Raw genomic sequence first — 26307 nt, 5'->3', positions numbered from 1 at the left:
CGTATTGCTTCCGACCGAACCGAATCCTCCGCGAGCGAGGTTTTCGATGCGGGATTGGATTCGCCGTCCGACGAAGCCCGTGATGTATGCCCGGAACGAAGCCGCGATGTACGGTCTCTACGGATGGCGAATGTCGACTCGGTGGTTACCCGGCGCTGCCGATCTTGGGTAGCCGGGAGTCAAGCTTCAATCGGATCGTGTTGATAGGACGGGCAAGAGGCTCTTGCTCGCTCGCGACGTTTGCTTTTTCGCGCTAAGCGCCGGCGTTAAGAAGATATCCACCGGCCTCGGTACTGATTCGCACGATAAGGAAGCTCTGATTAAGTCTCCAATTCGGAGAAGCGACCGGTGCAACTGAGTGATCTAACAGGCCCTCATCCAACCTTCTTCCAGAGGGAGAGGACTTATTCAGAGCTTCCATAAGGATTTTCCACGGGTCTCAACGGGAGCAAGCAAGGCTTGGCCACAGCGCTAATTTCAACACGGATTGCAGGGTATTTTGGGGCTACGGGCGTGGTTCGGCGTCGGGCCGGCTGCGATGATTCAACGTCGGAAAGCGAGCGGGTTCAATCCATTGATCGCGCCCGGATTGATGAAAAACCGGTATCGGCATGCAAAAGCCGGTATCGCGGCGCCTTGGAACCTGGAATCGCACCGGAGAGATGCGCATGACGAATCGGGGCGGAAGAAAATGCCTGCCCGGCATTCTCCTCGCGATCGCACTTGGGAGCGCGGCGGCTTTCGGAGACCCGGCGGAGCCGCGGCTGGAACTGGAAAGCCTGGTTCAGGAAGCCTTGGAAAACAATCCGGACATCCAGGCCGCACGGCAGCGTTTGGAGGCTGCAAGCGCGTTGATCCCGCAAGTCCGCACCCTGCCCGATCCCAAGATCAATCTGGGCTATCGGGAGGTGGTCGAGCGGGAAGCGATGTACGGGGTCAGCCAGGAAATCCCCTTTCCGGGCAAGCTCGGCCTGCGCGGCGAGGTGGCGGCCAGCGAAGCCGATCGGACCGAACAGGAATACCTGGCGGTGCGGTTGAACGTGCAGGCACGTCTCAAGGAGGCGTTCTATGACCTGCACCTGGTCCATAAGGCGCTCGAAATCGTGCGGAAAAACCTGATTCTGCTGCAAAACTTCGAGAAAACGGCGAAAGCCCGCTATATGGTGGGACAAGGGACCCAGCAGGATGTGTTCCGCGCCCAGACGGAGATCTCCCGAGTGTTGCAGCGCCTGGCCATACTCGAACAGCAGGGCAAGTCGCTCCGGGCGGAAATCAACCGGATACTGAGGCATCCGCCTACCCATCCCCTGGGCATACCGCAGGAGATCGAGGTTACACCGCTAGCACACGGACCGGAAGACATCCAGGTTCTGGCCGAGCACGCGGCGCCTTTGCTTCGCGCGCAGGTGAAGAGTATCGAACGCAGTGAAAACACGCTGGCCTTGGCCAAGCGCGAATATTTCCCGGATTTCGAAGTGAGCGCACTCGGCTGGCGTAACGAAACCATGAATCGCGACGGCTATCAGGTGATGCTCAGCGTCAAGGTGCCGCTTTATTACGCCGACAAGCAGCGCTACGGCGTGAAACAGGCGGTAGCCGGCAAGCAGGCGGCGATGCAGGACTGGTGGGCGATCAAGCAAGCGCTTGCGGCCCGGGTTCAGGACAATCTCGCGCGCACCGAGAGGGCGGAGGAATTGGTCAAACTGCTGGCACACGCCCTGATTCCCCAGGCGCGCCTGACCCTGGCTTCGGCGCAGGCGAGCTATGCGGTCGGGAAGGTGGATTTCCTGACCCTGCTCAACAGCCTTTTGACCTTGCAGGAAAACGAAATCGAGCTGCATCGGGAAATGACGGAACACGAAAAGGCACTGGCACGGATCGAGGAAATCATAGGAGAAAGGCCATGACGGAGTTGCCGGGAACAAGCTTGGACCACGGAGCGGGTCGCCTGGCGGCGAATTCCGGGGACGGCACGATCGACATACCGTGGGATGGGCGGGCCGGAAGACTGTGGATGCGGGGTTTGACCCTTTCGATCTTGCTCGCAGGATGCGGAAACGAGCAGTCCGCTTCGATCGAGGGGGCCGCGCTCGCCGCCCAGACGGCAGCCGGACATGGAGGACACGCAGGACACGCAGGACACGCAGGACACGCAGGACACGCAGGACACGCAGGACACGCAGGACACGCAGGACACGCAGGACACGCAGGACACGCAGGACACGCAGGACACGCAGGACACGGGGCGTCCACCATAACCATCAGCCCGGATCGGCTGCAGGAGATCGGGGTCAAGTTCGAGATTGCGGGAAAGCGCGCCCTGTCGCGGATGATTCGCACCGTCGGCCGGGTCGAGATCGACGAGCGCAAGCTCGCCAACGTCAACATCAAGATCGAAGGCTGGATCGACCGGCTGCGCGTGAGCGCTACCGGAGATCGCGTCAAGCAGGGCGAGGAGCTGTTTACGCTGTACAGTCCGGATTTGGTCGCCAGTCAGCAGGAATACCTGCTCGCATTGCAAAGCGTACGCGATCTCGGGAACAGCGAGTTTCCGGAAATAGCGGAAGATGCCCGGTCGATGCTCGAGGTGACGCGCAGACGCCTGCTGCTCTGGGACATCACGGAAGACCACATCGAGGACCTCGAGCGCTCCGGCGAAGTACTCAAGACCCTGCCCATACATGCGCCGATCAGCGGCACGGTCATGGAAAGGAAGGCCGTGGCCGGCATGTATGTGAAGCCCGGCGACCCGCTTTACACCATTGCCGATCTGTCCTCGATCTGGATCCTCGGCGATATTTACGAATACGAATTGGGTTTGATCAAGGTCGGACAGACCGCGGACGTGACGCTGTCCTACGACCCGGCTGTGCATTTCCAGGCGCGCGTCGACTTCATCTATCCCACCATCGATCCCCGCTCGCGCACGGCCAAGGTGCGCTTCACGCTGGCCAACCCGGAGGAAAAGCTCAAGCCGGACATGTACGCCAGCGTCGAACTCAATATTCCCCTGGGAGAACGGCTCGCGGTTCCCAAGGACGCGGTGCTCGAAACCGGTGAGCGGAAAATCGTCTTCATTCATCACGGCGGCGGAAAGCTCGAGTGGCGCAACGTGACCACGGGCGTGAGGGGGGCGGAATGGATCGAGATCACCCGGGGCCTGCATCCGGGTGACCACATCGTCACTTCGGCGAACTTTCTGATCGACTCCGAGAGCCAGCTCGAAGCCGCCGTGGGAGGCATGAACGGTAGCAAAGACTGAGGCAGAACACCGGCATGGTCGAAAATCTCATCGAATTTTGTGCCAGGAAACGCTTCATCGTGCTGCTGCTGGTGTTCGGCCTGGCCGCGGCGGGTTCCTGGTGCATGCGCAACACTCCGATCGACGCGTTGCCGGATCTGTCCGACACCCAGGTCATCGTCTATACCCAGTGGCCGGGACGCTCGCCCGACCTGGTGGAAGACCAGGTCACCTATCCCATCGTGACCTCCCTGATTTCGGCGCCTAACGTGGAGGTGGTGCGCGGCTTTTCGGACTTCGGCTATTCCTATGTGTACGTGCTGTTCAAGGAAGGCACCGACATTTATTGGGCCCGTTCGCGCGTCATGGAGTACATGAGCCAGCTGGCGGGACGCCTGCCCCAGGGCCTGACGCCCCAGCTCGGTCCGGACGCCACCCCGGTGGGATGGGTGTTCCAGTATGCCCTGGTCGATCAGACGGGGCAGCAGGATCTCGCCAGCTTACGCTCCTTCCAGGACTGGTATCTCCGCTACTGGCTGGCCAGCGTGGAAGGGGTGGCCGAGGTGGCCAGCGTGGGCGGTTTCGTGCGCCAGTATCAGATCAACCTGGATCCGACAAAACTGCTGGGGTATCGGCTGTCGGTGTCCGACATCGTCAACAAGGTGCGCATGAGCAACCTGGACGTGGGCGGCCGGGTGGTCGAATTTTCCGGCGCCGAATACATGGTCCGCGGCCGGGGATATATCCGGTCCACCGCCGACATCGAAAACATCGCGGTGGGCGTGAGTCCCGCCGGCACGCCTATCCTGCTGCGGAATATTGCCTCGGTGACATTGGGGCCGGATATGCGCCGCGGGCTGGTGGAACTCGACGGGAAAGGCGAGGTGGCGGGCGGCGTCGTGGTCATGCGCTACGGCCAGGATGCCTTGGCGACCATCGCCCGGATCAAGGCCAAGCTGAAGGACATCGAGCCGTCGCTGCCCAAGGGCGTGAAGATCGTATCGGTTTACGACCGCAGCGATCTGATCCGGAAATCGGTGGCGACGGCGACCGAAAGTCTGAGCGAAGAAATGATCGTCGTCAGCGTGCTGATCGTCGCCTTTCTGCTGCATTTCCGTTCGGCCCTGATTCCCATCATCACCCTGCCGATCGCCGTGCTGATCGCGTTCATACCGGTTTTCCTTCTCGGCGTCGGCATGAACGTCATGTCCATAGGCGGCATCATCGTGGCGGTCGGCGACATGGTGGACGCCTCCATCGTCATGGTGGACAACGCCCATCGCCGCCTCGAGGAATGGGAGCGGGGCGGCTGTGTCGGCGATCGGACCCAGATTCTGATCGATTCCGCCAAGGAAGTGGGGCCGCCGATCTTCGCATCGCTGTTGGTGATCGCGGTCGCCTTTCTGCCGGTGTTCATCCTGGAAGCCCAGGAGGGACGGTTGTTCAAGCCGCTGGCCTGGACCAAGAACCTGTCGATCGGCGTCAGTGCGGTGCTGGCGGTAACGCTGATTCCGGCGCTGCTACCGATGTTCGTCCGCGGGCGGATCATCCCGGAACGGCGGCATCCCGTGAACCGTCTGCTGCAGCGTCTTTATGCACCGGTGCTGAGACAGGCGCTGCGTTACCGCGTGGTGCTTCTACTGGTCTCCGCAGTGGCGATCGCCAGTATCGTTCCCGCCTACTTGCGCATGGGTGCGGAATTCATGCCGCCCCTGGACGAAGGCACCATTCTTTACATGCCGACGACGCTGCCCGGCATCTCGGTGACCGAGGCCGGCAGACTGCTGCAGCAGATGGACCGGAAGCTCAAGGCCTTCCCGGAAGTGGCGCGGGTTTTCGGCAAGTCCGGACGCGCCGAGACATCCACCGATCCCGCCCCGTTCAGCATGATGGAGGTCACCGTCGAGCTCAAACCGAAACGGCAGTGGCGGCCGGGCGTCACCTACGAAACCCTGCTTGCGGAGATGGACCGGGCGCTGCAATACCCCGGGGTCACCAATGCCTGGACCATGCCGATCAAGGCGCGCAACGACATGCTCGCCACCGGGATTCGGACGCCGGTAGGGATCAAGATCTTCGGCCCCGATCTCAAGAAGATCGAGGAGATCGGCAAAGCCATCGAAATTCTGGCGAAAGACGTCCCCGGCACCCGCAGTGTGTACGCGGAGCGTGTCTCCGGAGGGTATTTTCTGGATTTCGCCGTCAAGCGCGAGGAAATCGCCCGATTCGGGCTCACCGTGGAAGACGTGCACCGCTACATCGAATCGGCGATCGGCGGGGAGAACATCGACATCACCATCGAGGGACGCGAGCGCTATCCCATCAACGTCCGCTATCTGCGGGAGCTGCGTGACGATCCGGACAAGCTGGGGCGGGTCCTGGTGGATACGCCCAGCGGCGCCCAGGTGCCGCTGGCGCAGCTGGCCGCCTTGCGCATGATCGCCGGCCCGGCCATGATCCGGGACGAGGACGGCATGCTGGCCGGATACGTCCTGGTGGACATGGCGGGACGGGATGTGGGCGGCTACGTGGAGGCATTGAAACAGTCCCTGCAAGAGATCGAACTGCCGGCCGGTTATGTCCTGGCTTTGTCGGGCCAATACGAGTTCATGGAGCGGGTGAAGGAGCGCCTCAAGATTTTCCTGCCGCTGACGCTCGCGATCATCTTCGTCCTGTACTACTTTGCCTTTCGCTCGGTCCCCGAAACCTTGATGGTCATGCTGGGCGTGCCGCTGGCCCTGGTGGGCGGCATCTGGCTCATGGCGCTGCTCGGCTATAACCGGAGCATCGCGGTCTGGGTAGGACTCATCGCTTTGGCGGGCGTCGCGGCCGAAACCAGCGCGGTGATGCTGGCCTATCTCGGCGAAGCCGTGAAGCGGCGCCGGGAAGCAGGCCGCCTCAACACCCTTTCGGACCTGGTGGAAGCCGTACACGACGGGGCGATAGAACGCATCCGGCCGGTCACCATGACCGGGCTCGCCAATATCGTGGGACTCGCCCCCGTCATGTTCGCCACCGGCACCGGGGCGGACGTGATGAAGCGCTTGGCCGCCCCCATGATCGGCGGCATCGGCTCGGCGATGCTGCTCACCCTGCTGGTGGTTCCGGCGCTTTACGTAAGCTGGCGCTGGCACAAGGAGGTTAAATCCCTGGCGTTGAAAAACGGCCGTCGGCGTTCCCAGGTCAAGGAGACGTCCGGCGGATATTATTAATCCGGCCCTTAAATACCCTATTGATTCCGTTCGGGCTGAGCTTGTCGAAGCCCCAAGCCGAGTGCCCTTCGACAAGCTCAGGGCGAACGTTATTTTGGGCCGGGTCAATAGGGCGTGTCAGGCGGCGGGAGACGGGGAGTTCCGTTATTCCAAAGCGCTTTCAATAAAGCATTCATTTTTGTAGGGCGGGTTAGGCCGCCAGGCCGTAACCCGCCGAGCAACCGCGAATCGGCGGCTTACGCAGAGCCTGTCGAACGGCTAACCCGCCATTGATGGGTTTCGCTTCGCTCTACCCATCCGATTCATGTTCACTCGAATGGCGAAGGAATTAGCTTTCGTAGGTCGGCAATCCTTTGCCGACGGACCGGGTGGCCCAACGGCGGCGTCGGCAAAGGCTTTCCGACCTGCTCGCGAGTTCCCGTAGGGTAGATATGAAAATGCTCCAAACCCGGAATCGTCGGTGCCGAGCAAGGACGCTAAGCTTTCTAAAGACCCTTGCGTCTTCGTCCGTATCGCATGCTCACGAAGCCGATGAGCGTGAGACCCGCGGCGATACCGAACACGGTTACGATACGAGCCGCAAAGCGTTTTACGGCGGAGTCGCCGCCGACCTTGAACGGGATCCGCAGTTGCTCTCGAACCGAAACGCCGTCTTCTCCTGTTTTGATCAGGTAAATAGCGTAATGCCCTTTCTTATCGATTTCGAAATGCGATTCGATGACACCTTTGGGATGGAGTTTTGCATCAATCTCCGAAACCGTGCGTAGATCCCCGAAATTTTCGGCATTGCTTTCGTCGCCGTCCGCAAACGCTTGTTCGACGATCCGGATTCCGATGGGTACGCTCCTGAGCTCGATACCCGCCAGATCGGCTGTAAAAAATACCTTGCCGGGGGCCGGAATCTCTTCGCAATACGAGCGGAAGAGGTCTTTGGTAATCCTTGTCTCCTGGTTTTCGTCGGACGGCTGGAGATGCATGCTGAAATAGACGGCGAAAAAGTCCGTGGCAGCCGGGCAGCCGAGCCGGGTGTTCGTGATCTGCTGCGATGGATTGTCGTTGTAACCCGGGCTGGAGCAGGCCGTGATGAGTCCGGTGCAAATCAATAGCGCATAAAGAAGCAAGTTCGGCTGAAAGACTTTCATTGTGTGCCTCGCTAGCCTGCGTTATTCGGACTGAAGATAGACAAAATGCGGAACGAGACTCGGCAATCCGCGGCCTCAAACCCCGGGATTCACGTTACGCTTTTCCCATGGTTACGGCTGTTTACCACTTTCGTGATTTCGAAAAAAGCCGTCGGCCGTAAACGAAAGGTTTCGATTAGAGCCAATGGTCGTGGAAGCCGAACACCTGTATTTTTCGTCGCATACGAAATGAATTTGGCCGTGCTCGGGTTCGAGCGCGGAAACATGTACCTCGTTCGGCGCATACCCAAGTTCCTGGTAGCTTGCCCCGACGCCGATCGCTTTCTCGAGTTGACCTCTCATGAACAAACCCGACGCGGATGATTACATGTCGCTTTTCGCGCACTACGGTAAAGACTTCGGTCCGGCGTATCTGGAACCGGAAGATGAGCGTTATCGCTTGCTATTCGAAAGGATTTGCGGCTTGCTGGTGAAGCCTTCCGAATTCAATCTCAGCATGCCTCAGGAGTTCCGTATCACGGCCTCGCGTTATCTGGCGGGCGACAAAGCGACGGTTGCCCACATGCGTGATCCGCAAAATCGCCATTTCATGCTCAGTGATCTTTACGACTACGTACACTTGCGCAAAACCATGGGCGGAAAGCCTTGGTAGGAAAGCGGCCGCGTCCGGGGCGGCAGAAAATTCCTCATTCGCTGCACAAGACGGGGGAGGGAAGCCGCCTGCCGAAGAGTGCCCGGCAGGCATAGCCTGCCGGGTGATATGAAGCGCTCCCCGAAAGGACTTCGTTCAATCCATTGTACGCTCACATGGTTGGAGATGCCGATTGGAGCCCGTCCGCCTACCGGAGAAGACGCGAGTGCCGACAAGGCTTATTTCTTGTGTTGTCTAATCATCATTTCGATAGCGGTTTCGGCTTCGGAAACGTTTAGCCAATTTTCGGCCCGTTCCTCGCTCTTGAACTCCTTGCCCAGATGGATAGGCTGGTCATGTCCCTGAAGATGAAGAAAACAAGCCCATTTGCCGTCGGAAACCTGTTCGATCGTAACCGTATAATCTGCCATTTCACTCGACCTTCTAGATATAAAACGAATAGAAACAAAAATGATTTGATTGGTGCCGGCTGCTGAACGAGCGCCGCGAGCGGCATGCCCGCCAGGGGGTAGGCGGACGACCTTTACGTGATATGCACGCGGTAGGAAAAGTCAGACGCGCCCCCCAGGGGACAGGGAGGCATTCAGCAGTCGCGGGCGCTGAGTATGTCCAAGCCGGATTGCTTCAGTCAATGGGGTATGACGCGGTGAAAATGAGTCGAAAAAACGCTACATGGCGCGCCGCCTCGAACGACGGCCTTGTGGATCATGGAAGTGAACAATTTGTTTACGGGTTGCTCCAAATCGTTGCAGTCCGAAGGGTATTCGCGCCAATTCAAAGTCCGGGATTTTCGGTAGCAAGTAGAAGCAGTCGCCAAGGAGCCAACGACTTCCGCCAAACCTGTTCTCCCGTACGCGCGAGAGAAACGCTTTAAGCCATAGAGGCTATCGCCGTCGGCGTCAAAGCCCTTCGACGCTGCTCAGGACAGGCATCGTTCGGTGGCGCTGCGGTGCGGTTCGTGCCTCACCGCAGCCTACGGACAGCCGCCGCCCCGGGACCGGGCGCGCTTGGTCCGTCCTACCCGCTCTTGTCCCAAAAGTCGTAAAAATTGAACCAGTTGTAAGGCGCCCGGCGGCAGTAATGTTCCAGCCGGTCGGCGTACGCCTGCATGTGCTTCCGGATGATTTCGTCGCGGTCTTTCCGCGGGCATTCAACGCGCTCGGCGAGCAGCTCGAAATGCACCTCGTAGCGGGCATCGCCTTTGTGCAGGCAGAAGAACAGAACGATCGGAACCTTGAACAAATTCGCCAGCAGTACCGGTGCCGCGGGGAACCAGGCTTGTTCGCCCAGAAACCGGCACAGCACGCGCTTTTCGCCGTGTACGCTGCGGTCGCCCAGCAGGGCGACAACGCCGCCCAGGGAGATGTGCTCGTCAAGACCGAGGAGGGCGTTCGGAGTGCCTACGGGGACGATGTCCTTGAACAGAGCCGGGTTCAGCGTCCTGAAAATGGCGTTGATCTTGGGCGAATTCTCGCCATAGACCAGCGCCTTGACCGAAAGTCCCTTGTGCCTGAGGCCGAGGCCGCGAAGAATCTCGAAGCTGCCGACGTGGGCGCCGACCAGGAGGAATCCTCGTTTGTCGGCAATCAATCGCTCCAGCAGATCGAAGCCGTGTATCCGGATTCGAAAGAATTCGTCGCGTTCGGCGAATACGAAAACCCGATCGAGCAGGGCTTCGGCGAAGGTGTGATAGTGGCGGAACAGTTCCCGCGGCGATGGCGCCCGGCCCAGGATGCGCCTGAGATAGGCGGCCGAGGCTCGGCGCGAACGGTCGGCGAAAATGAAAAAATAAGCCGTGATCGGATAGAGCAGGGCGCGAGCGATGGGCCGCCCGAGCCGCAAGGCGATCCAGACTATGGTTCGCAGCCAGAAACCGGTGCTGCGTTCTCTTTGGGTAATCCAGCTTCGACTCATGATGCGATGAGGTTGAACAGCAGGCGTCCCTGGGCGATGCGCCGGTCGCCGGAGAAGCACTCGAATTTCACCGAGTTTTCTCCCGTGGCATCGAATCGTAACCGGCACGTCTCTCCGGGACGGAGCACCGACAGAAATTTGGCGGCGGGAATGCCGGCGAGGCGGACGTCCGGATGGGCTTCGAGCCACAGACGGACGATCTCGTCCAGGATCACTACGCCGGGTACGACCGGATTACCCGGAAAATGGCCGGGGAGGGCAGGGTGCTCGGGTGAAACGGTAAAGTGAGCCTCCATGGGCGTCGGTGTCGTTGAAAGTTGTCGGGCGGGAGCGGGTCTAGTTCTTGGCAGCCGCAATCAGGCCCGAACGGGCGACGGTTGCGATCAAGTGGAGGATGGACGGATGGCTGTGATGACGATAGCGGATAAGCCGGTAAATGTACTCGATGAGGAAAAAAGCGCCGACGAAAGCATAATTCACGGTATTGGTGAACAGGAGAAAGGTTTCCATGGGAGCGAGTGCCGCGAGCAGCGCCGATTCCAGGACGAGCAGGCAGAAAAACACGGTCCAGGCCCAGGTGAGCCTGCGCGTGTAAATCCGTAAATCGTCGGGCAGCACGCCCCGCCGCTCCAGCCGCGCGAAGCGAGTAATCAGGGGTTCCTGTCCGGATGTCAGCGTGGTCAGGAAAAGGCTTGCGAGCAGCAGGCTTATGCCGACGGGCGAAAAATAAATCATCGTGTCCGGCTTAAGAAAAAAGAGAGGCGCGCAGAGGCCGAATCCCGCGGCCAGAGGCCAGACTCGGCGGAGCGTCCGGGGGCGGCCGTCCGATAAGCGGGCTGCGATCAGAATGGCCGCAAACAGCAGGAAGTCGACGAGCCCGAGCCAGGTCGGCGATAGGTCCGAGCGAATGGCGGCATAGGAAAAAACCGGAAACAGCGCCGCCAGGCACAGGGTTAAAGCCGGTCTGATCCCCATGTCCTATTTGGTGCGCCGCTTTTCGATGGTGCCGGCCAACGTTCTGAGCGAAGAAAAAATATTGGTCACGTCCGGGTCGTCCGATTTGATCTGAAATCCGTATTTCTTGGCGATGACCAGGGAAAGTTCCAGCAGGTCTATGGAATCGAGACCCAAGCCCTCGCGGTACAGCGGTTTTTCCGGATCGATCTGTTCGGGAACGGCTTCGAGGTTCAATGAGTCGACGATCATCCGCGCCGCTTCCAATTCCATCGGGCTCAGTTGCGTAGTCATAAGCTATTCAAATTCAGTCAGTTGGATCATAAAAGCCGCGCGTGGCCGGGATTACGAACGGGGCGGGCGAATCACGCCTTCGATCTCGAGCAAAAGGTCTTTGCGGCAAATATCCCCCTGGAGAAACATGACCGGACACGAAGGATGCACGGTTTCGGCCAGCAGTTTTCTCGCCATTCCCACGTGTTCGCGATGGCGTATGTAAACCTTCAACATGGAATCCGGCCCCAATCCGCCAAGTACGATTCGGGGACGGTCCAGTTCGTTCAGCACGGCTCGAATGTTGATCAGGGTTTCCCGTAATTGCCCGGCCGCGTCTTCGCGATGAACGGTTTCGTGCCCGAAGATGCTCGCTGTCCCCGACAGATAAAGCTGCCGTTCGCCACCGAATTCCGTCAGCGTGGCACGCGAAAACGAAGGGCTGCGCGGCCCGTATTGTAACGGATAACGATAGGCGCTCACCTGGCGCGGGTTCTCGATCTGCCGTCCCGGGGTGCGCGCGGCGATGAAATAAATCCGCAGCCCCTCGGTTCCGGCGCCGATCGCGCTGGCGGCGGGCAAGTCCTGGTCGAACACGTAGGCGGCTTCGGTGAAGGCTTGATACCGGCCCAAGCAAAAGCGCTGATAGTTTTCGAGGCCTTTATCTTCGCCGTTGATACGGGGCAGATAATTCCACACGCGGATTAGGCGGGTGTAGCCGGAGGCGCGGGTCAGATCCAGTATCGCGCGGTAGGCGCGGCAGGTTCGGGTTTCCACGGACTCCTGCCGATCGCCGGGCAAATAGAGGCTGCCGAACAGGATGTCCTCGTTGCAGGCGTAACGGATGCCCCGATGTTCTCCGTAGCTTGCCGGCCGCGGACTCAGCCAAACCTCGCACAGTCTTGGTTCGTCCAGGTGGCGCATGGGCACGGTCAGAACCGGGTACGGCGCTTCGGAAACGGCTTCCGGAAAGCCGTCGAAGCCGATGACGCCGAGCACCGAGGCCTGGTCCGTGTTGGTCAGCCGGTTCGCGGCCTCGGCCGGCAACAGTCTGAGGTAAATGGGCGAGTCGAACTCGGCGAAACGCGGGTGCGGAACGCTCGGGTTCAAATCGATACAGCCTTTTCGGACTGGCGCATTCATATCGCGGTTTTCGGAACGAACTTCAGGAGGCGATGTTCTGGCGTCTGCGTTTATGTGCCGCGTAGTTATTGACCGGGTCGAACAGACTTTTCAAATAATAGATGATCTTGAACATCAAGAGCTTGGATGCGACCGGGGTGTTCCGGAACAGATCGCCGGCGAGCAGCGAGATGACGCCTTCCTTGATCCGCCATCGGTTGTGGGGATGGATGATCAAGTCCCGCATGGACGGCGTGGTAACACGGTAAATGAACCAGGAAAACGTCTTCAGGCCGCGGCGCACAGATTTTTCGTAGCGTTTGAGGCGCTTGTCCGCGGATTCCGGCTCGCGTAGGATGCCGTCCACCGTTTCCGCGCCCGACAGGGCACCGTATAAGGCGAAATGAACGCCGCTGGAGAACACCGGATCGATGAAGGCGAAAGCATCGCCGACCAGCAAGTAATTCTTGCCCCTCAATTTTTTGGATGTATACGAATAGTTTCCGGTTGCGGTTACCGGCGACACCAGTCGGGCGTTTTTCAGCCGGCCTTGCACCGGAGGACATAAAGCGATAGTGTCGAACAAGAATTGTTCGACCGGTGTCTTGCGGCTTTTCAGATAATATGGCCAGCAGACGGCGCCCACGCTCATCAGATCGCCCTTGAGCGGAATCATCCAGAACCAGCCGTGATCGAACCAGTAGATGCTGATGTTGCCTTCGGCCTGGCCGGTTCTCCGTTCGGCCCCCTCGAAATGGCCGAAAATCGCCGCGCTGCTGTGTTTCTTGTTGCGTTCCTTGGTGCCGAGCCGGTCGGCCAGGAAGGTATCGCGGCCCGAAGCATCGACCAGGAAACGCGGCTGCCAGACATGCTCCTTACCGTGTTCGTCGGTCGCACTCACGCGTTCCGCTCTATCGCCGTCGAGTTCCACCGCGGTCACGCGGCAGCCTTCATGCACTTCCGCGCCCTTGGCGGCGGCATTTTGCAGGAGGATATGATCGAACTCGGCGCGCTTGACTTCGAAGGCGTAGGGATGAGACTTGTCGAGCGCCTCGGCGAATGGGAAGCTGGAACACGTGCCGTGGTAAATGGAATCGAATTCGGCGGCGTATTTGCGAAGTCCGATTTTCTCGACTTCTTCCAATACGCCCAGGCGTTCCAGGTAGGGAAGGCTGAGCGGCAGCAGCGATTCGCCGATGTGAAACCGCGGATGCCGGTCCTTTTCGAGCAGGACCACGTGCCAATCTTTCTCCGCCAGCATTGCCGCAATCGAGGATCCCGCAGGTCCGCCCCCGATGACCAGCACGTCGCATGATTCGCTCATATCAGAATTCTTGTGTAAATGTCCGCTCCCGGAGGCGTTAAGGATAATCGGCAAGATTCGTGCTGCCAAGCCGAGTTGCGGGCGACAAGACGATATTTCCGGCCCAAAGCGAGAGCGGGAACGGATCATTGAGCTGTCGGGCCAAGGGGTTCGTCGGCAAGGGATTGCCGACCAACCAATGCCTGATTCGATCACTCGTGCCGACGGCGCCAAGAACTTCCGTCCAACTCGTTATGCCCGATGAGCGAGATGAAAACGCTCCGGGTTCAAAGATCCGGCATGAGGTAACTCCGGGTGATCGGCACCGCTTCATGGCGTTTCGCCAGTTGGAGCTGAAAAACCACCATGTCGCGCCAGCGGAAGGACCCTTCGCATATCGCAAGATAGAATTCCCACATGCGGGCGAAACGTTCTCCCATGCGCTCCACCACCTCGGCTCTATAGTTCTGAAATCGCCGAAACCATTCGCGAAGGGTATAGGCATAGTGCAGCCTCAGCACCTCCAGATCGGTCAGCATCAGGCCGGAACACTGCATCGGCGGCGACAGGTCGGAAAGCAGCGGGATGTAACTGCCCGGAAAAATATGGCGGGTCATCCAGGGATTGGGCGGACCGTCATTTTTGGTCACGCCTATGGTGTGCAGCAGCGCGATGCCGTCGGGTTTCAGCAGTTTCGCCATTTGCCGGAAGAAATCCGGGTAGTGGCGGACGCCGACATGTTCGAACATCCCGACACTGACGATACGGTCATATTCCCCGCTATGCATCCGGTAATCCCGAAGCTGAAAACGAACCCGGTCTTGTAGGCCCAGGCGCTCGGCCTCGGCCCGGGACACGCGGAGCTGTTCCTTGGAAAGGGTCAGGCCGGTCACATCGGCGCCGAACTCCCGGGCCAGGTAAACCGCCAGGCCGCCCCAGCCGCTGCCGATATCGAGGACGCGCAGTCCGGGCCGCAGGCGCAGCTTTTGGGCGATCAGCCGGCATTTGGCGAGCTGGGCCTCCTCCAGAGTCTGCTCGGGGTATTCGAAATACGCGCAGGAATAAAACAGGCGTTCGTCCAAGAAACGCCGGAACAGCCATTCGTCGAGATCGTAATGATGGTTTACGTTTCGGTAACTGCGGGCGATGGCGTTACCGGTGCGGACCACGGCGTGCAACCATCGGCGTACATGGAGATAGGGGGCGGGGCCGGGTTCCGAGAAATTCCTCATCATGACTTCCAGAAACGCCGGCAGCGCCTCGGGCGATCCCGCGTTCCAACCGCCTTCGAGGTAGGTTTCGCCGAGCTGAAGCTCCGGATCCCACAAGAGGCGGCGCAGAGTCGAAGAATCCCGGACATGCCAGTGTGCCTCCGGTTGCCCGTCCCCGAAGCGGCGGCTCGGGCCGCCGGTCACATGAAGGTGGAGGGAGCCTTCCCGAATCCGCCGGCTCAACAGTCCGGTTACGGTCTGATGCAGCATCTTTTCCAGTGCCATCGGATTTCACTCCTTGTTCACCGAGGTACCAAAAGCCTAACCGATTAGTGTTATAACCTCACTCCCTTCGAACGGATTCGAGCAGAAATTCGGGATACTGCGCCGGGAATGCAGAACGCGGCGGCACCGGCACGGAAGGCGAGAGCGTTCTTCCGAACACCTAAAACAGCTTCGCCGGGTAAAAGCCGATGTTTTCTTAAGGAAGCTCTGATTAAATCTCCAATTCGGAGAAGCATCCTGCGCAACTGATTGATCCAACAGGCCCTCACTCAAGCCTCTTCCAGAAGGGAAGGGCTTGTTCAGAGCTTTCTTAAAGATCGTGTTTCTGCCTGAGCAGGGCGAGCTTGAATTCGGACGTTTCCGCTTCGGCGTCTTCCCAGGGGAACTTCGGCAGATTTTCCAGGGCGAGTATCAAGCTCTCGTTCCATTTTTCGGAAATCAGCTTGGCGAAAGGATCGTCCTCGGTGAGGAACAGGCGGCGGCCTTCGGTCAGGCTGTCCCGCTCGTAGATCAATAGCTCCACAGGGGGGCCGACGGTCACATTGCTGCGGATGGTGGAATTCATGGAGACCAGTGCGCAGCGGGCGGCCCGCTCCAGGTCGATGTCCCGCTTAATGATGCGGTCCAGAATGGGTTTGCCGTACTTGGTTTCGCCGATCTGCAGGAACGGATGCTCTCCCGATTCGTGAATGTAATTCCCCTGCGGGTATATCATGAAAGTCTCGGGCGGGCTGTCGCCCATCTGGCCGCCGAAGATGAAAGTGGCCTCGAAGTTAGTATTGGCGGTGTCGCGGCTGGCCTGCTGGCGCTGCAACTGGGTACTGATCATGCCGATGTAATCCGCGGCTTCGCTCATGCTGGTCGCCGTGATCAGATTCGGTACCAGCGCCTGCTCGACGTCGCGGTACATCTTTTTCACCACGGCCTGGGTGGTGGCAAGATTGCCGGCGGACAGCAAAACGAATACCCTCTCGCCCCCCCACGCGAATGTGTGCATTTTCGAATAGGTGCCGATGCTGTCCATTCCGGCATTGGTGCGGGAATCGGAGCAGAACACCAGCCCGCGTTCCACATTGATCGAAAGGCAATAGGTCATGGCGATGTCAGGATGGACTCGGGTTATGGATATTCGATCGATTCTATCGTCAGACGTTTCAGGATGAAATCATTTAGTACTCGAGCGGTCGCGCGTCTCGAGGTCTTACGGTTTGCACCGTGACGGAGCGAAACATACGCATCCGTGCACCTGATCGGATTTGTCGGAATATCGACAAAGATGGCGGGACCGCTGTCTGCGCGGCGCCGCTTGCAAGGCACTGCTCACTATTGGCACGGACGATGCTTTTTCGGTACCGTCACCATTGTTGTTCGATTATGAACATTTCCCACGAATACAGCGTCAGCGAAGCTTACGACGAACTCCTGGAACCGGGCGGCCAACCGCGCTGCGCCGCACGAGCCCTGTTTCATTATCTGAACACACTTCAGCCGGGCGAACTGGAGGCTCGCCGGCAGTCGGTGGATGCGGCCATCATGACCATGGGCATCACTTTCACCGTATACAGCGAAGCCGGGAACATCGACCGCGCCTGGCCTTTCGACATCATTCCCCGGGTCATGGCGAAAACCGAGTGGATGCGCATCGAGGAAGGACTGAAGCAGCGCCTCACGGCCCTGAATCTGTTCATCAACGATCTCTATAACGAGCAGCGCATCGTCAAGGACGGCGTCTTTCCGCTCGAAGTGATCGCCGGTTCGCGCAATTTCCGGCAGCAGTGTGTAGGCATTACGCCCCGTTTCGGCGTGTGGGCCCATATTTCGGGCACCGATTTGGTGCGCGACAAGGACGGTACGGTGTACGTGCTGGAGGACAATCTCCGGGTGCCGTCCGGTGTTTCCTATATGTTGGAAAACCGACAATTGACGAAGCGCCTGTTTCCCGAGGTCTTCGAGGTTTGCAATGTGCTGCCGGTCGATGACTATCCGGTTCAGCTTTACGACACGCTGGCGGCGCTATCGCCGCGGGACGACGAGCGCCCGGTGGTGGCCGTGCTGACCCCCGGAATCTATAACTCGGCCTATTTCGAACATAGTTATCTGGCCCAGCGGATGGGCGCCTTTCTGGTGGAAGGTTCGGATCTGATGGTCGATGCGGACGACAGGGTCTACATGAAGACGGTCTCCGGGCCCCGGCGGGTCGACGTGATCTACCGCCGTATCGACGACGATTTCCTGGATCCGGAGGTGTTCCGGCCCGACTCGGCGCTGGGCGTTCCGGGGCTCATGCGCGCCTGGCGCAACGGCAAGGTCGGCATTGCCAATGCACCCGGCTCCGGTGTGGCGGACGACAAGGTCGTATATGCCTACGTACCCAAAATCATTCGCTATTACCTCGACCAGGACCCGATCATTCCGAACGTGCCGAGCTATTTGTGCATGGCGGAAAAGGAACGGGGCTACGTGCTGGCCAATCTGGACAAGCTGGTGGTCAAGCCGGCCAACGAATCGGGCGGCTACGGCATGATCATAGGGCCCAGGGCGAGCCCCGAGGAGCGCGCGGCATTCGCCGATCTGATCCGCGCCAATCCGCGCAACTACATGGCGCAGCCGACGCTGAGTATTTCCACTGCGCCGACCTTGACCGGAGACTGCCTCGCGCCGCGCCATCTGGATCTTCGGCCTTTCGTCCTGCAATCCAGCCGGCTTCACGCCACCACCGGCGGACTCACGCGAGTCGCGCTGAAAGCGGGTTCCCTGGTGGTGAACTCGTCCCAGGGCGGCGGCAGTAAAGATACCTGGATCGTCGACACGGAGGACTCATGCTATCCCGCGTAGCCGAGAACCTGTACTGGATGGCCCGTTACCTGGAGCGGGCCGAGAACACCGCGCGCCTGATCAATACCACGACCGACGTGCTGCTGGATTTGCCCAGGGACGCCTCGTTCGGCTGGGACATCCTGCTCAAGCTGGTCGGCCTGGACGAATTCTTCGAAGAGCATTACCGAGAGGCGAACGAATCCAATATCCTGCACTTCCTGATCCAGGACGAGCGCAACCCCAGCGCCATCGTATCCTGCATCCGCCGCGCCCGCGAAAACAGCCGCACCTTCCGGGAAATTCTTCCCAAGGAGTTCTGGGAGCGGGTGAACGGGCTTCATCTCTATGTCCAGGGCCTGGCCTCGAGGGCGGCGCAGAACCGGGCCCAGCGCTACGAAGTTCTCAATCAGATCGTCGAACGCAACCAGTCGCTGGCCGGGCTGCTGATCAGCTGCATGAGCCACGACCTGGTATACGAATTCATCCGGCTGGGCAGAAACATCGAGCGCGCCGACATGACCACGCGCATCGTGGACATCAACGCGGCCGTGCTGCTTCCGCGCAAGGGCAGTTCGCTGGAGCCCTTGCAGGAGCGGCTGTGGATGAGCGTGCTCGAGGCCCTGAGCGCTTACCAGATGTATCGCCGCCACGTCGACGTGCACGTTTCCGGCCATGCGGTGCTGAACTATTTGCTGCTCGATCAGCATTTTCCGCGCACCGTCTGCCACTGCCTCTCGGAAATCGAGGAGTGTCTGGCCACGCTGCCGAATAACACCGAGGTCATGAAAGTCACTCGCCGGGCTTGGCGGCGACTCAAGGGGCTGCGCTGGGAAGGTTTGGCGTCGGCCGTGCTGCACGAGTACCTGGATCAGGTTCAAGCCGACTTGGGCGCCATTCATGTCGCGGTGTCCAACCAGTATTTCTATTTCTACATGCGACAGAAAGAGGCTACTCCGCCGGTACGGGTAGTCAATGAATAGGGAGTTGCGACCGTGATGTCTTCTCTGGATTTCCCCCGTTATGGCGACAAGCAGAACTCGCCGTTTTTCGAGGAGTTCTTGGCCAAACTCTTGGAACAGCGCGATCAGGTAGGGCTCACCGAGCTGATCCGTCAGATCGACGCCCTGATGATCGCGGTCGAGCCCGGACACTCCGTTCCCTACGTGGGCGAGCTGTGCCTGATGACGCCTTACCACTATCTGGCGACGATCGAGTCGGAACGCCACTCCACCCACGTACTGCGCATCGACATGAACGCTCCCGACGTTCTGGTCCGCGAAGTCAAGGATCCCAACACCCGCAGCATCTTCCGCAGCCTCAACGAACTGTATCCGATCGGCGCGCACAAGCCGAACGCGCGCTACATGGGCGAAGCGTTTCGGGTTTCCGACCTAGGCCAGGTAGTGGAGTTGCAGAAGTCGCGGGACGTGCGCTTTTTCAACCGGGACCAGATCCGCAAGCTGGAAATGCCGGACGCCATGGCGATCGTCAAGCCTTCGCCCTACACCCACAATATCGTCGGCTATTGGGAGCGGCCGGAAGGCGAGCCCCGCGATTACGCGCCGACGCGAAGCGCCGTTCGCGAAGACGTGCGGCGGGCTTACCTGGAGGCAAAGGACGCTCAGGCCGAGCTCGGGCTGGAAGCGCTGCTTCTGCCCATCGACCATCTCGCCACCCGCATCTATAGCCAGAACCGGGAGGCGGCCATTCTCGAATGGCTGACGTTGACCAGTTATTACTACTGGGGGTCCTACGACATCGTTTCCCAGAATTCTTCGACCAACGTCACCAAGAGCGTGCATCACCCGAATGAACTGGAATGTCCCGCCAAGGTGTTCACCGCCGCGAACCATCCCTATTTCGTCAACCATTTGCTCAAGCTGCCGTCGCCGACCGAAGCGTTCGTCCGCAACTACGGTCCAAGGCTGCATCATCTCGCGGTAGCGGTCCGGGACGGCGAGACCGAAGGCAAGGCCAATATCGATTACGTGGTCGGCACGCTGCGGGATTGCGGCAAGGAATTCCTGCTCGATGTCATCGGCTCCAAGGAAGATGGCCTCAAGCAGGTCTTTTCCAGCGCCTCGGAATATTCCTCCCTGATCGTGGAATACGTCCAGCGCTTCGGCGACTTCCAGGGGTTTTTCACCAAGGAAAACGTGGCCGAGCTGACCCAGGCCGCCGGCGTGGAAGAAAATCTCCGCGCTTTAGAGGCGGAGGTCGCCGCATAACGGTACGGGCATGCGGCCGATTTCGCGGCCAGGCGTGTGATTCGAGCAGGCCTTCCGCTATTCGCGTTACAGAGCGGTAACTTTCTGCCGAGCCGGCTGCCTATCGCGTCCGCGGGGGAACAGGTCTTCACTCGGTCCCCGTGTTAAAATCGGCGCTCGACGATTCGAGCCGAAACGAATCTCGGCCCGCCGTCAGTCGAGCTTCAGCCGATCAACCCTCACTTTGCAAAACCCCGTGAACATAGCTACGAACTGCCCTTGTGGCTCGGAAAAGCCATTCGAAGCCTGCTGTGGCCCTTATCTGGCGGGAAACACACACCCGCCCACGGCGGAAGCCCTGATGCGCTCGCGTTACACTGCGTTCCAGCTGCGCGACGCCGAATATCTCAGGGACAGCTGGGACCCCGGCAAACGGCCGGCAGCTTGGGATTTTGAAGGCGACACCCGCACCTGGTCCCGTCTAGATATTGTCGGAGCTATAGGTGGCGGCGAAAACGACGAGCGCGGAGTCGTTGAGTTCAAAGCCCGGTTCGAGCTGGGAGACGACACTTATTTGTTACATGAAGTCAGCCGGTTTCATCGGGTGGAAGGGCGATGGGTTTATCTGGACGGCATCATCCAATATCACGGCAAAATCGCCCACAAGGGCGAGGTTCTCCGCAATGCCCCGTGTCCTTGCGGCAGCGGCAAGAAGTATAAGAAATGCTGTGGCGGCTCGGCCAGAAGGTCGCGTAGGGATTAATTCCCGTCGTGCCGGGGCGACGCTGCGTTTCCAAACGGAGCGCATTTTCGACCCTGCTTGGGGGCGAAAGTGACGGCTACGATATTTCCATCAATTTTGTGATCGCTCTCACACCCTTTGTCCACGGGCATTTCGGCAAGCACCGAGCTGATCGTGGCTGTCGGTGGCATACGAATTGCATTTTCACAATCGGCGGCCGGTGAGTGAGTGGCAGGAGGCCATACATTAATATTCACTCATCGGACCGCACCAATATCTTTTTCTTATGCTCTCTCCTCCCTCCCCCTCTGAGCTAGGTGCCGCCGGGAATGGCGACACCTCAATTTTTTGCCAAGACCGCATCGATCGCGAACGGAGCTTGTTCCGAGCCTAGCCTTCGCAGGTCGGCAATCCCTTGCCGACGACTACGCTGACGGCTTGACTTCGGTTCGGGGTTCAGACAGCGTTCGTTCGTGCGAGACTCCCGTTTGCGGGAACTGCGGCAAAGCCCCGGCATCCAATCCAAAATCGACGCCCGGGTATTCGGTGCGGAAGATGGGCATTTAGGCCAGGAGAAGAATTTCGATCGGGCGCCGGGATTTGTTGCGGTGCCCTGAACCCACCAGATGGAAACCGGAGGCAAAAATGAAGGGAGTCGTTTTTCACGGAGTCGGCGACATTCGTCTGGAAGATATCGCCGAGCCTCGCATCGAAGAACCGACGGACGCGATCTTGCGGATCACCGCCAGCGCGATTTGCGGGACGGATCTGCACATGGTGCGCGGGACCTTGGGCGGATTGAAGCCCGGCACCGTTTTGGGGCATGAGGCCGTCGGCGTGGTCGAATCGCTGGGATCGAACGTCCGGAATCTCAAGGAAGGCGATCGGGTGGTGGTGCCATCGACCGTCGCCTGCGGCTACTGTTCATATTGCCGGGCGGGCTACTACGCGCAATGCGACAATGCCAACCCCAACGGCATTCTCGGCGGGACGACATTCTTCGGAGGCCCCGCGATGACTGGAGCCCTGAATGGACTGCAGGCGGAAAAAGCGCGTATTCCCTTCGCCAATGTCGGGCTGGTCAAGCTGCCGGACGACATTACCGACGACGAGGCCATAGTCATCTCGGACATCCTGCCGACGGCTTATTTCGGCGCGGATCTCGCGGAGATCAAGTCCGGCGACACGGTGGCCGTCTTCGGCTGCGGTCCGGTCGGACAGTTTTCTATCACCTGCGCCAAGGTGCACGGCGCCGGCCGGGTATTGGCCGTGGACAACGAACCCTCGCGTCTGGAGATGGCGCGCAACCAGGGCGCGGAGGTCATCAATTTCGATCTCGAAGATCCGGTGCAGGCGATCCGCGATCTGACCGGCGGGATCGGCGTGGACCGCGCCATCGATGCGGTGGGCGTGGATGCGGAGCGTCCCCATCATGGGCCGGCTGCGCAAAAAGCCGATGAGCAAAAAGTCCAGTTTGACCAGGAACTGAGCGAAATCGCGCCGGAAGCCCAGCAGTCCGGAGCCCGCTGGCATCACGGCGATAGCCCGTCCCTGGTTTTGACCTGGGCCGTCCAGGCTTTGGCCAAGGCCGGAACCTTGTCGATCATCGGCGTTTACCCGCCGTCCGATCGCTTTTTCCCTATCGGCATGGCGATGAACAAGAATCTCACCCTGAAAATGGGGAACTGCAATCATCGCCAGTACATCCCCATGCTGATCGACCTGGTGCGAAGCGGAGTCATCGATCCGACCGAGATCCTGACTCAGACCGAACCTTTGACTTCGGTTATCGAAGCCTACCGGGCCTTCGACGAGCATCGTCCGGGGTGGCTGAAGGTCGAATTGGTTTGAGGTTTAGAGTCGAATTTCGCGGATGCCGTGTCTCGCTTTAAGCCGGCCTCGCCTTGATCGGAGCGGCGGAATTCCCGTATTCCGCTTCGCTGTATACGTGTTGCGAATCCCCGTAGCCCGGATGGAGCGAACGCGAAATCCGGGAGCGCGGCGGGCCTGGGTTTCCCCGCATTCCGCTATGCTGCATGCGGGCTACGCGCTACGGGGGCTCGGTTGTAGATACCGTCTTGGCGATCACGATGCAAGCGCATAATTGGGATCGAACGGTCGGCCGGACTTAAGGACGCCATAGGCCAGGACGAGGCGCTTGCGCATGGCGGCGCCCACGATGAGTTTGCCTTTCTTGCCTTGGGCTTTAAGGCGCTCGCAGAAGGCGCGGATCAGTGGGTTATGGCGCCAGGCGACGATGGCCGGCAGGTAAAGGGCCTTGCGGAGCAAGGCATCGCCGGTCTTGGACAGGCGGGTGTGGCCTTTCCATTTTCCGGACTGGTGTTCTTTGGGCGAGAGGCCGGCAAAGGCGGCGACGCTGCGCGCGTTTTCGAAGCGGTGAACTTCGCCCAGGGTGGCCAGCAGCACCGGGATCGTGGCATTGCCCAAGCCGGGAATGGTGTAGAGCAGGTCACGCCGTTGGCGGAGGTCCGGATCATGGTCGATGTGCTCCCGGATGCGCTTTTGGGTCGCGGCGATCTCGGCGTCGAGGGTGGCGAGCCCGGTGTCGATGGAGGGGCGTACGGTGGGGTCGGCCCCGTCCAGGCGGTTTTTTTCCATCTGCCGCATCTCGAGGAGGCTCTCGAGCCGACGGACCAGCGCTTGTAATTGGCGCACGGCCGGCGGAGGCGGCTGCCAGAGCAGAGGCCGTTGGCTGAGACAGAAGCGGGCGATGCGCTTGGCATCGCTTTTATCGGTCTTGGTGCGGCTCAGTTCGGCTTGGCCGAAGGCGTGGATTTGGGCGGGGTTGACCACGCTGACGGCGAGGCCGTGGTCGACCCGGAACAGGGCCAAGCCCTCACCATAGCGGCCGGTGGCCTCCAGACATACGTGGGGGGTGTTGGGAAGGCTTGCAGCCAGGCCAGGAACGCCTTAACAGGGCGGCTGCAGGCCGCCGGCCGGCGTTGGGTCGAGGTTCTGCGCCCCCCATGGGCGACAGTCGTCGAGTACGACGGCGAAGCAATAACCGTTCCGGATTCGCTGCGACAAGACACAGACCAAGCTTTCGCCGCAATCCCGAAAACCTACCGCAGCGCCCGATCCGCGTTACGTGTTTGCCCGCGAAACGGCGTCGGGAGAAATCCCGTTAAATGCCGCATGTTTTGAGTCATATGACCTAGCCTGATGCGATCCGGGAGTCGCTGAGGAATCGCCGTCAAGCCAAGACAAGGCGGCGAGACCGGAACTCACCGCGGCCGCGCTTGGGGCCGTTCGGACATGGAGCTTGTCGGGCCGGGGCGGAGAAGGGAGCGCTATCCGCCGAAATGGAGCCGGTGAAGTTTCCGGACACCAGGCGACGGACAAGTCAGGTCAATGCCGAATGGCGGACTGCGCCAGATGATGGCGCGGTTTTGGGAACGACTATTGCTTGCCTCTGGCCCGGGCAAAACACTCTCGCCGATGAACTCATGCCGCGTCGCAGACATCGTCTTCTCGATTATTTGTTCCGCCCTCACGGCACGGAATTGCCGGCTTTCGCCGGGCAGCGCTCCGGGAGCGACTGCGCCGAGGGTCTGGTGCAGGAGGCGTATTTACGGCTCTTGCAGCACCCGAATCCGGAATCCATAGCCAACCTGCGCGCATTTCTTTTTCAGACCACCGCGAATCTCACCGTCGATCACTACCGCAAGCAAGTGTTGAAGTCCCGCTACCACAGGGAGACCGGAATCGAGGAAGGCGGAGAGGGCGAACTGGAGCAAGCGCCCGCGGGCGATCCCGCGCCGGATGTTTACTGGAGCCGGCGCGAGGAACTCGATCGTCTGAACGACATGCTGCAGGAATTGCCGGAAACCACTCGCTACGCATTCGTGCTGGCCGCATCGAGGGGCTGTCCCACAGCGAAATCGCCGAGCGCTTGGGCATCTCCGTGCGCGGCTCGGAACGCCACGTCGCCGCGGCGCTCCGCCATCTCCTCAAGCACAAAAGCTTTGGCTAAAGTCATGCGGGCAACGATCCGCGGCGTTGCGCTTTGTGGGGATGATGCCGGAGTTGTCGGTGTCTTCGGACGGGTGGCGAAGGTAAGTTCCTTACCGGGGCTCGCAGGGTGCGGTTCCCTTCGTTCACCACACCCTACATACTAGCTGCGTTCATCCGCGCAGGGCACGACCGGTTTTAATGACATCTTTTCTCGATTCCAGAATTTCCGAGGAACTCAGGTATCAAGCCATCGAGTGGGCGATACGCTGCTCGGACGGCGGTTCGGAGGACGAGCGGCGGGCATTGGCGGCCTGGCTGGAGGAAGATCCGGCGCATCGTGCCGCCTACGCCGAGATTGCCGCGTGCCTGGAATGGCTGGATAGCTTCCGCGGCGCCGATCTGCCCGCACGCCGGGAAGCCGCGCGCTACCGCCCATCGCGGCACCGCCGGCGAGCGCAGCGATGGGTGGGGCTCGCGCTCGCGGCGGCGCTGGTCCTGGCCTTAGGATTGACCGCTTTCTCGCCGGACGGCTGGTATGGCAGCCGCGACCGCTACGTCGCCGCGCGCGGTGACCTCCAAACCATCGACTTGGCGGACGGTTCTCGCCTCGAGCTCAACACCGACAGCGAAGTCGAGGTGCGCTTCAATCGCTGGCAGCGTTCGGTCACGTTGGTGCGCGGCGAAGCTTACTTCCGTGTCGCGCACGATGCCGAGCGTCCCTTCGTCGTCATTGCCGGAAACGGACGCAGCGTGGACATCGGCACCGAATTCGACATCTATATGCGGCCTGATCGTGTCCTGGTGGCGGTACACGAGGGCAGGGTAAGGGTCGATGCCAGGCAGAGCCGCGAGCTGGGGCCTTCCGAAACGCTCGCATACAATCGGGCCGGGGAGTTCGTGCCGGTCGGCTCCGACGAATCGGTGGACACCGTCACCGCCTGGCGGCGCGGCAAGCTGGTCTTCAACAATCGCCGGCTCGACGAGGTTCTGGCGGAGATCGGACGCTATCACGACATCCGCCTGCGCCTGACCGACGCCTCCCTCGGTAGACTCACGGTCAGCGGCACCTTTTTCATCAACCGTCTCGATACCTCCCTGGAAATCATCGCCCACAGCCTCGGAGTCGCTCTTACCCGTCCGCGGCCCGGCGAGGTCGTTCTGGGCAAACGTTAAGCAACTCGGAATCGCTGTCGCCGAGTGAAAGTTGCTCGACGCTTATCGATCGCGCGCCGTCTCCATCTCCCCGTCACTCGCTGG

At 60.2% G+C, this 26307-nt stretch carries 22 protein-coding genes and 1 pseudogene; 12 read left to right on the top strand and 11 right to left on the bottom strand.

The features are described from left to right. The first annotated feature begins 662 nt into the window (after positions 1-662). Genes sS8_RS13805 through sS8_RS13795 form a run of 3 tightly spaced genes read left to right on the top strand, consistent with a single transcriptional unit; the run spans position 663 to position 6453 of the window. The gene (locus sS8_RS13805; protein WP_119632787.1) at positions 663-1907 is read left to right on the top strand and encodes a TolC family protein; all 1245 of its coding nucleotides are present in this window, start codon (positions 663-665) and stop codon (positions 1905-1907) included. Beyond that, a complete protein-coding gene (locus sS8_RS13800; RefSeq protein WP_232020306.1) occupies positions 1904-3262 on the top strand; it encodes an efflux RND transporter periplasmic adaptor subunit in 1359 nt (452 codons plus the stop codon). Before sS8_RS13805 ends, sS8_RS13800 begins: the two co-directional genes overlap by 4 nt. A gap of 14 nt (positions 3263-3276) precedes the next feature. Beyond that, positions 3277-6453, top strand: coding sequence for an efflux RND transporter permease subunit (locus sS8_RS13795; RefSeq protein ID WP_119630131.1), 3177 nt, complete (start codon positions 3277-3279; stop codon positions 6451-6453). Positions 6454-6938: 485 nt separating this feature from the next. Here sS8_RS13795 and sS8_RS13790 read toward each other — a convergent pair whose 3' ends face one another. After that, positions 6939-7595: a hypothetical protein gene (locus sS8_RS13790; RefSeq protein WP_119630130.1), complete on the bottom strand. Its 657-nt coding sequence runs from the start codon at positions 7593-7595 to the stop codon at positions 6939-6941. A 340-nt stretch (positions 7596-7935) separates the two neighbouring features. On the opposite strand from sS8_RS13790, the gene sS8_RS13780 reads away from it, so the two are divergent. Next, complete coding sequence (locus tag sS8_RS13780) at positions 7936-8247, top strand: hypothetical protein (protein WP_119630128.1); 312 nt, start codon at positions 7936-7938, stop codon at positions 8245-8247. A 218-nt stretch (positions 8248-8465) separates the two neighbouring features. Here the strand turns inward: sS8_RS13780 and sS8_RS13775 are convergent, their stop codons facing one another. The 9 genes from sS8_RS13775 to sS8_RS13735 all read right to left on the bottom strand — a co-directional run bounded on the left by sS8_RS13775 (position 8466) and on the right by sS8_RS13735 (position 16405). After that, complete coding sequence (locus sS8_RS13775; RefSeq protein ID WP_119630127.1) at positions 8466-8657, bottom strand: hypothetical protein; 192 nt, start codon at positions 8655-8657, stop codon at positions 8466-8468. Positions 8658-9264: 607 nt separating this feature from the next. Next, a complete protein-coding gene (locus sS8_RS13770; protein ID WP_119630126.1) occupies positions 9265-10161 on the bottom strand; it encodes an LpxL/LpxP family acyltransferase in 897 nt (298 codons plus the stop codon). Continuing rightward, positions 10158-10457 (bottom strand): 3-hydroxyacyl-ACP dehydratase FabZ family protein, encoded by a 300-nt coding sequence (locus tag sS8_RS13765; RefSeq protein ID WP_119630125.1) that lies wholly within the window; start codon positions 10455-10457, stop codon positions 10158-10160. Before sS8_RS13765 ends, sS8_RS13770 begins: the two co-directional genes overlap by 4 nt. Positions 10458-10497: 40 nt before the next feature. Next, the gene (locus tag sS8_RS13760; protein ID WP_119630124.1) at positions 10498-11136 is read right to left on the bottom strand and encodes a COG4648 family protein; all 639 of its coding nucleotides are present in this window, start codon (positions 11134-11136) and stop codon (positions 10498-10500) included. 3 nt (positions 11137-11139) lie between these two features. After that, on the bottom strand, positions 11140-11409 hold the full coding sequence (locus tag sS8_RS13755) for a phosphopantetheine-binding protein (protein ID WP_197716518.1): 270 nt from the start codon (positions 11407-11409) through the stop codon (positions 11140-11142). Positions 11410-11460: 51 nt separating this feature from the next. Then, positions 11461-12531, bottom strand: coding sequence for a chorismate transformation enzyme, FkbO/Hyg5 family (locus sS8_RS13750; RefSeq protein WP_119630122.1), 1071 nt, complete (start codon positions 12529-12531; stop codon positions 11461-11463). A 22-nt stretch (positions 12532-12553) separates the two neighbouring features. Further along, complete coding sequence (locus tag sS8_RS13745) at positions 12554-13834, bottom strand: NAD(P)/FAD-dependent oxidoreductase (protein WP_119630121.1); 1281 nt, start codon at positions 13832-13834, stop codon at positions 12554-12556. A gap of 266 nt (positions 13835-14100) precedes the next feature. Further along, entirely contained in the window at positions 14101-15309 is a 1209-nt protein-coding gene (locus tag sS8_RS13740; protein ID WP_197716517.1) for an SAM-dependent methyltransferase, read from the bottom strand. A gap of 310 nt (positions 15310-15619) precedes the next feature. Next, the gene (locus sS8_RS13735) at positions 15620-16405 is read right to left on the bottom strand and encodes a peptidase (protein WP_119630120.1); all 786 of its coding nucleotides are present in this window, start codon (positions 16403-16405) and stop codon (positions 15620-15622) included. Between the two features lie 278 nt (positions 16406-16683). Here sS8_RS13735 and sS8_RS13730 point away from each other — a divergent pair, with 278 nt between their 5' ends. The 5 genes from sS8_RS13730 to sS8_RS13710 all read left to right on the top strand — a co-directional run bounded on the left by sS8_RS13730 (position 16684) and on the right by sS8_RS13710 (position 22926). Further along, complete coding sequence (locus sS8_RS13730) at positions 16684-18144, top strand: circularly permuted type 2 ATP-grasp protein (protein ID WP_119630119.1); 1461 nt, start codon at positions 16684-16686, stop codon at positions 18142-18144. Beyond that, complete coding sequence (locus tag sS8_RS13725; protein ID WP_119630118.1) at positions 18129-19106, top strand: alpha-E domain-containing protein; 978 nt, start codon at positions 18129-18131, stop codon at positions 19104-19106. Before sS8_RS13730 ends, sS8_RS13725 begins: the two co-directional genes overlap by 16 nt. Before the next feature lie 15 nt (positions 19107-19121). Next, positions 19122-20354, top strand: coding sequence for a hypothetical protein (locus tag sS8_RS13720; protein ID WP_232020650.1), 1233 nt, complete (start codon positions 19122-19124; stop codon positions 20352-20354). Between the two features lie 235 nt (positions 20355-20589). Then, on the top strand, positions 20590-21096 hold the full coding sequence (locus sS8_RS13715; protein ID WP_197716516.1) for a YchJ family protein: 507 nt from the start codon (positions 20590-20592) through the stop codon (positions 21094-21096). Positions 21097-21720: 624 nt separating this feature from the next. Beyond that, a complete protein-coding gene (locus tag sS8_RS13710) occupies positions 21721-22926 on the top strand; it encodes a zinc-dependent alcohol dehydrogenase (protein ID WP_119632783.1) in 1206 nt (401 codons plus the stop codon). Between the two features lie 234 nt (positions 22927-23160). Here the strand turns inward: sS8_RS13710 and sS8_RS13705 are convergent, their stop codons facing one another. Continuing rightward, positions 23161-23994, bottom strand: coding sequence for an IS110 family RNA-guided transposase (locus sS8_RS13705; RefSeq protein ID WP_119630116.1), 834 nt, complete (start codon positions 23992-23994; stop codon positions 23161-23163). Between the two features lie 404 nt (positions 23995-24398). On the opposite strand from sS8_RS13705, the pseudogene sS8_RS29735 reads away from it, so the two are divergent. The 3 genes and pseudogenes from sS8_RS29735 to sS8_RS13695 form a co-directional block, all read left to right on the top strand. Continuing rightward, positions 24399-24707: pseudogene (locus sS8_RS29735) on the top strand (hypothetical protein); the annotation flags it as partial. 281 nt (positions 24708-24988) lie between these two features. After that, positions 24989-25069 (top strand): hypothetical protein, encoded by an 81-nt coding sequence (locus sS8_RS29195; protein ID WP_232020649.1) that lies wholly within the window; start codon positions 24989-24991, stop codon positions 25067-25069. Between the two features lie 179 nt (positions 25070-25248). Further along, complete coding sequence (locus tag sS8_RS13695) at positions 25249-26223, top strand: FecR family protein (RefSeq protein WP_119630115.1); 975 nt, start codon at positions 25249-25251, stop codon at positions 26221-26223. The last annotated feature ends 84 nt before the right edge of the window (positions 26224-26307 follow it).

The organism is Methylocaldum marinum (assembly GCF_003584645.1).
GTDB classification, from domain to species: domain Bacteria; phylum Pseudomonadota; class Gammaproteobacteria; order Methylococcales; family Methylococcaceae; genus Methylocaldum; species Methylocaldum marinum.
This window is presented reverse-complemented; position numbering and strand designations above follow the sequence as displayed.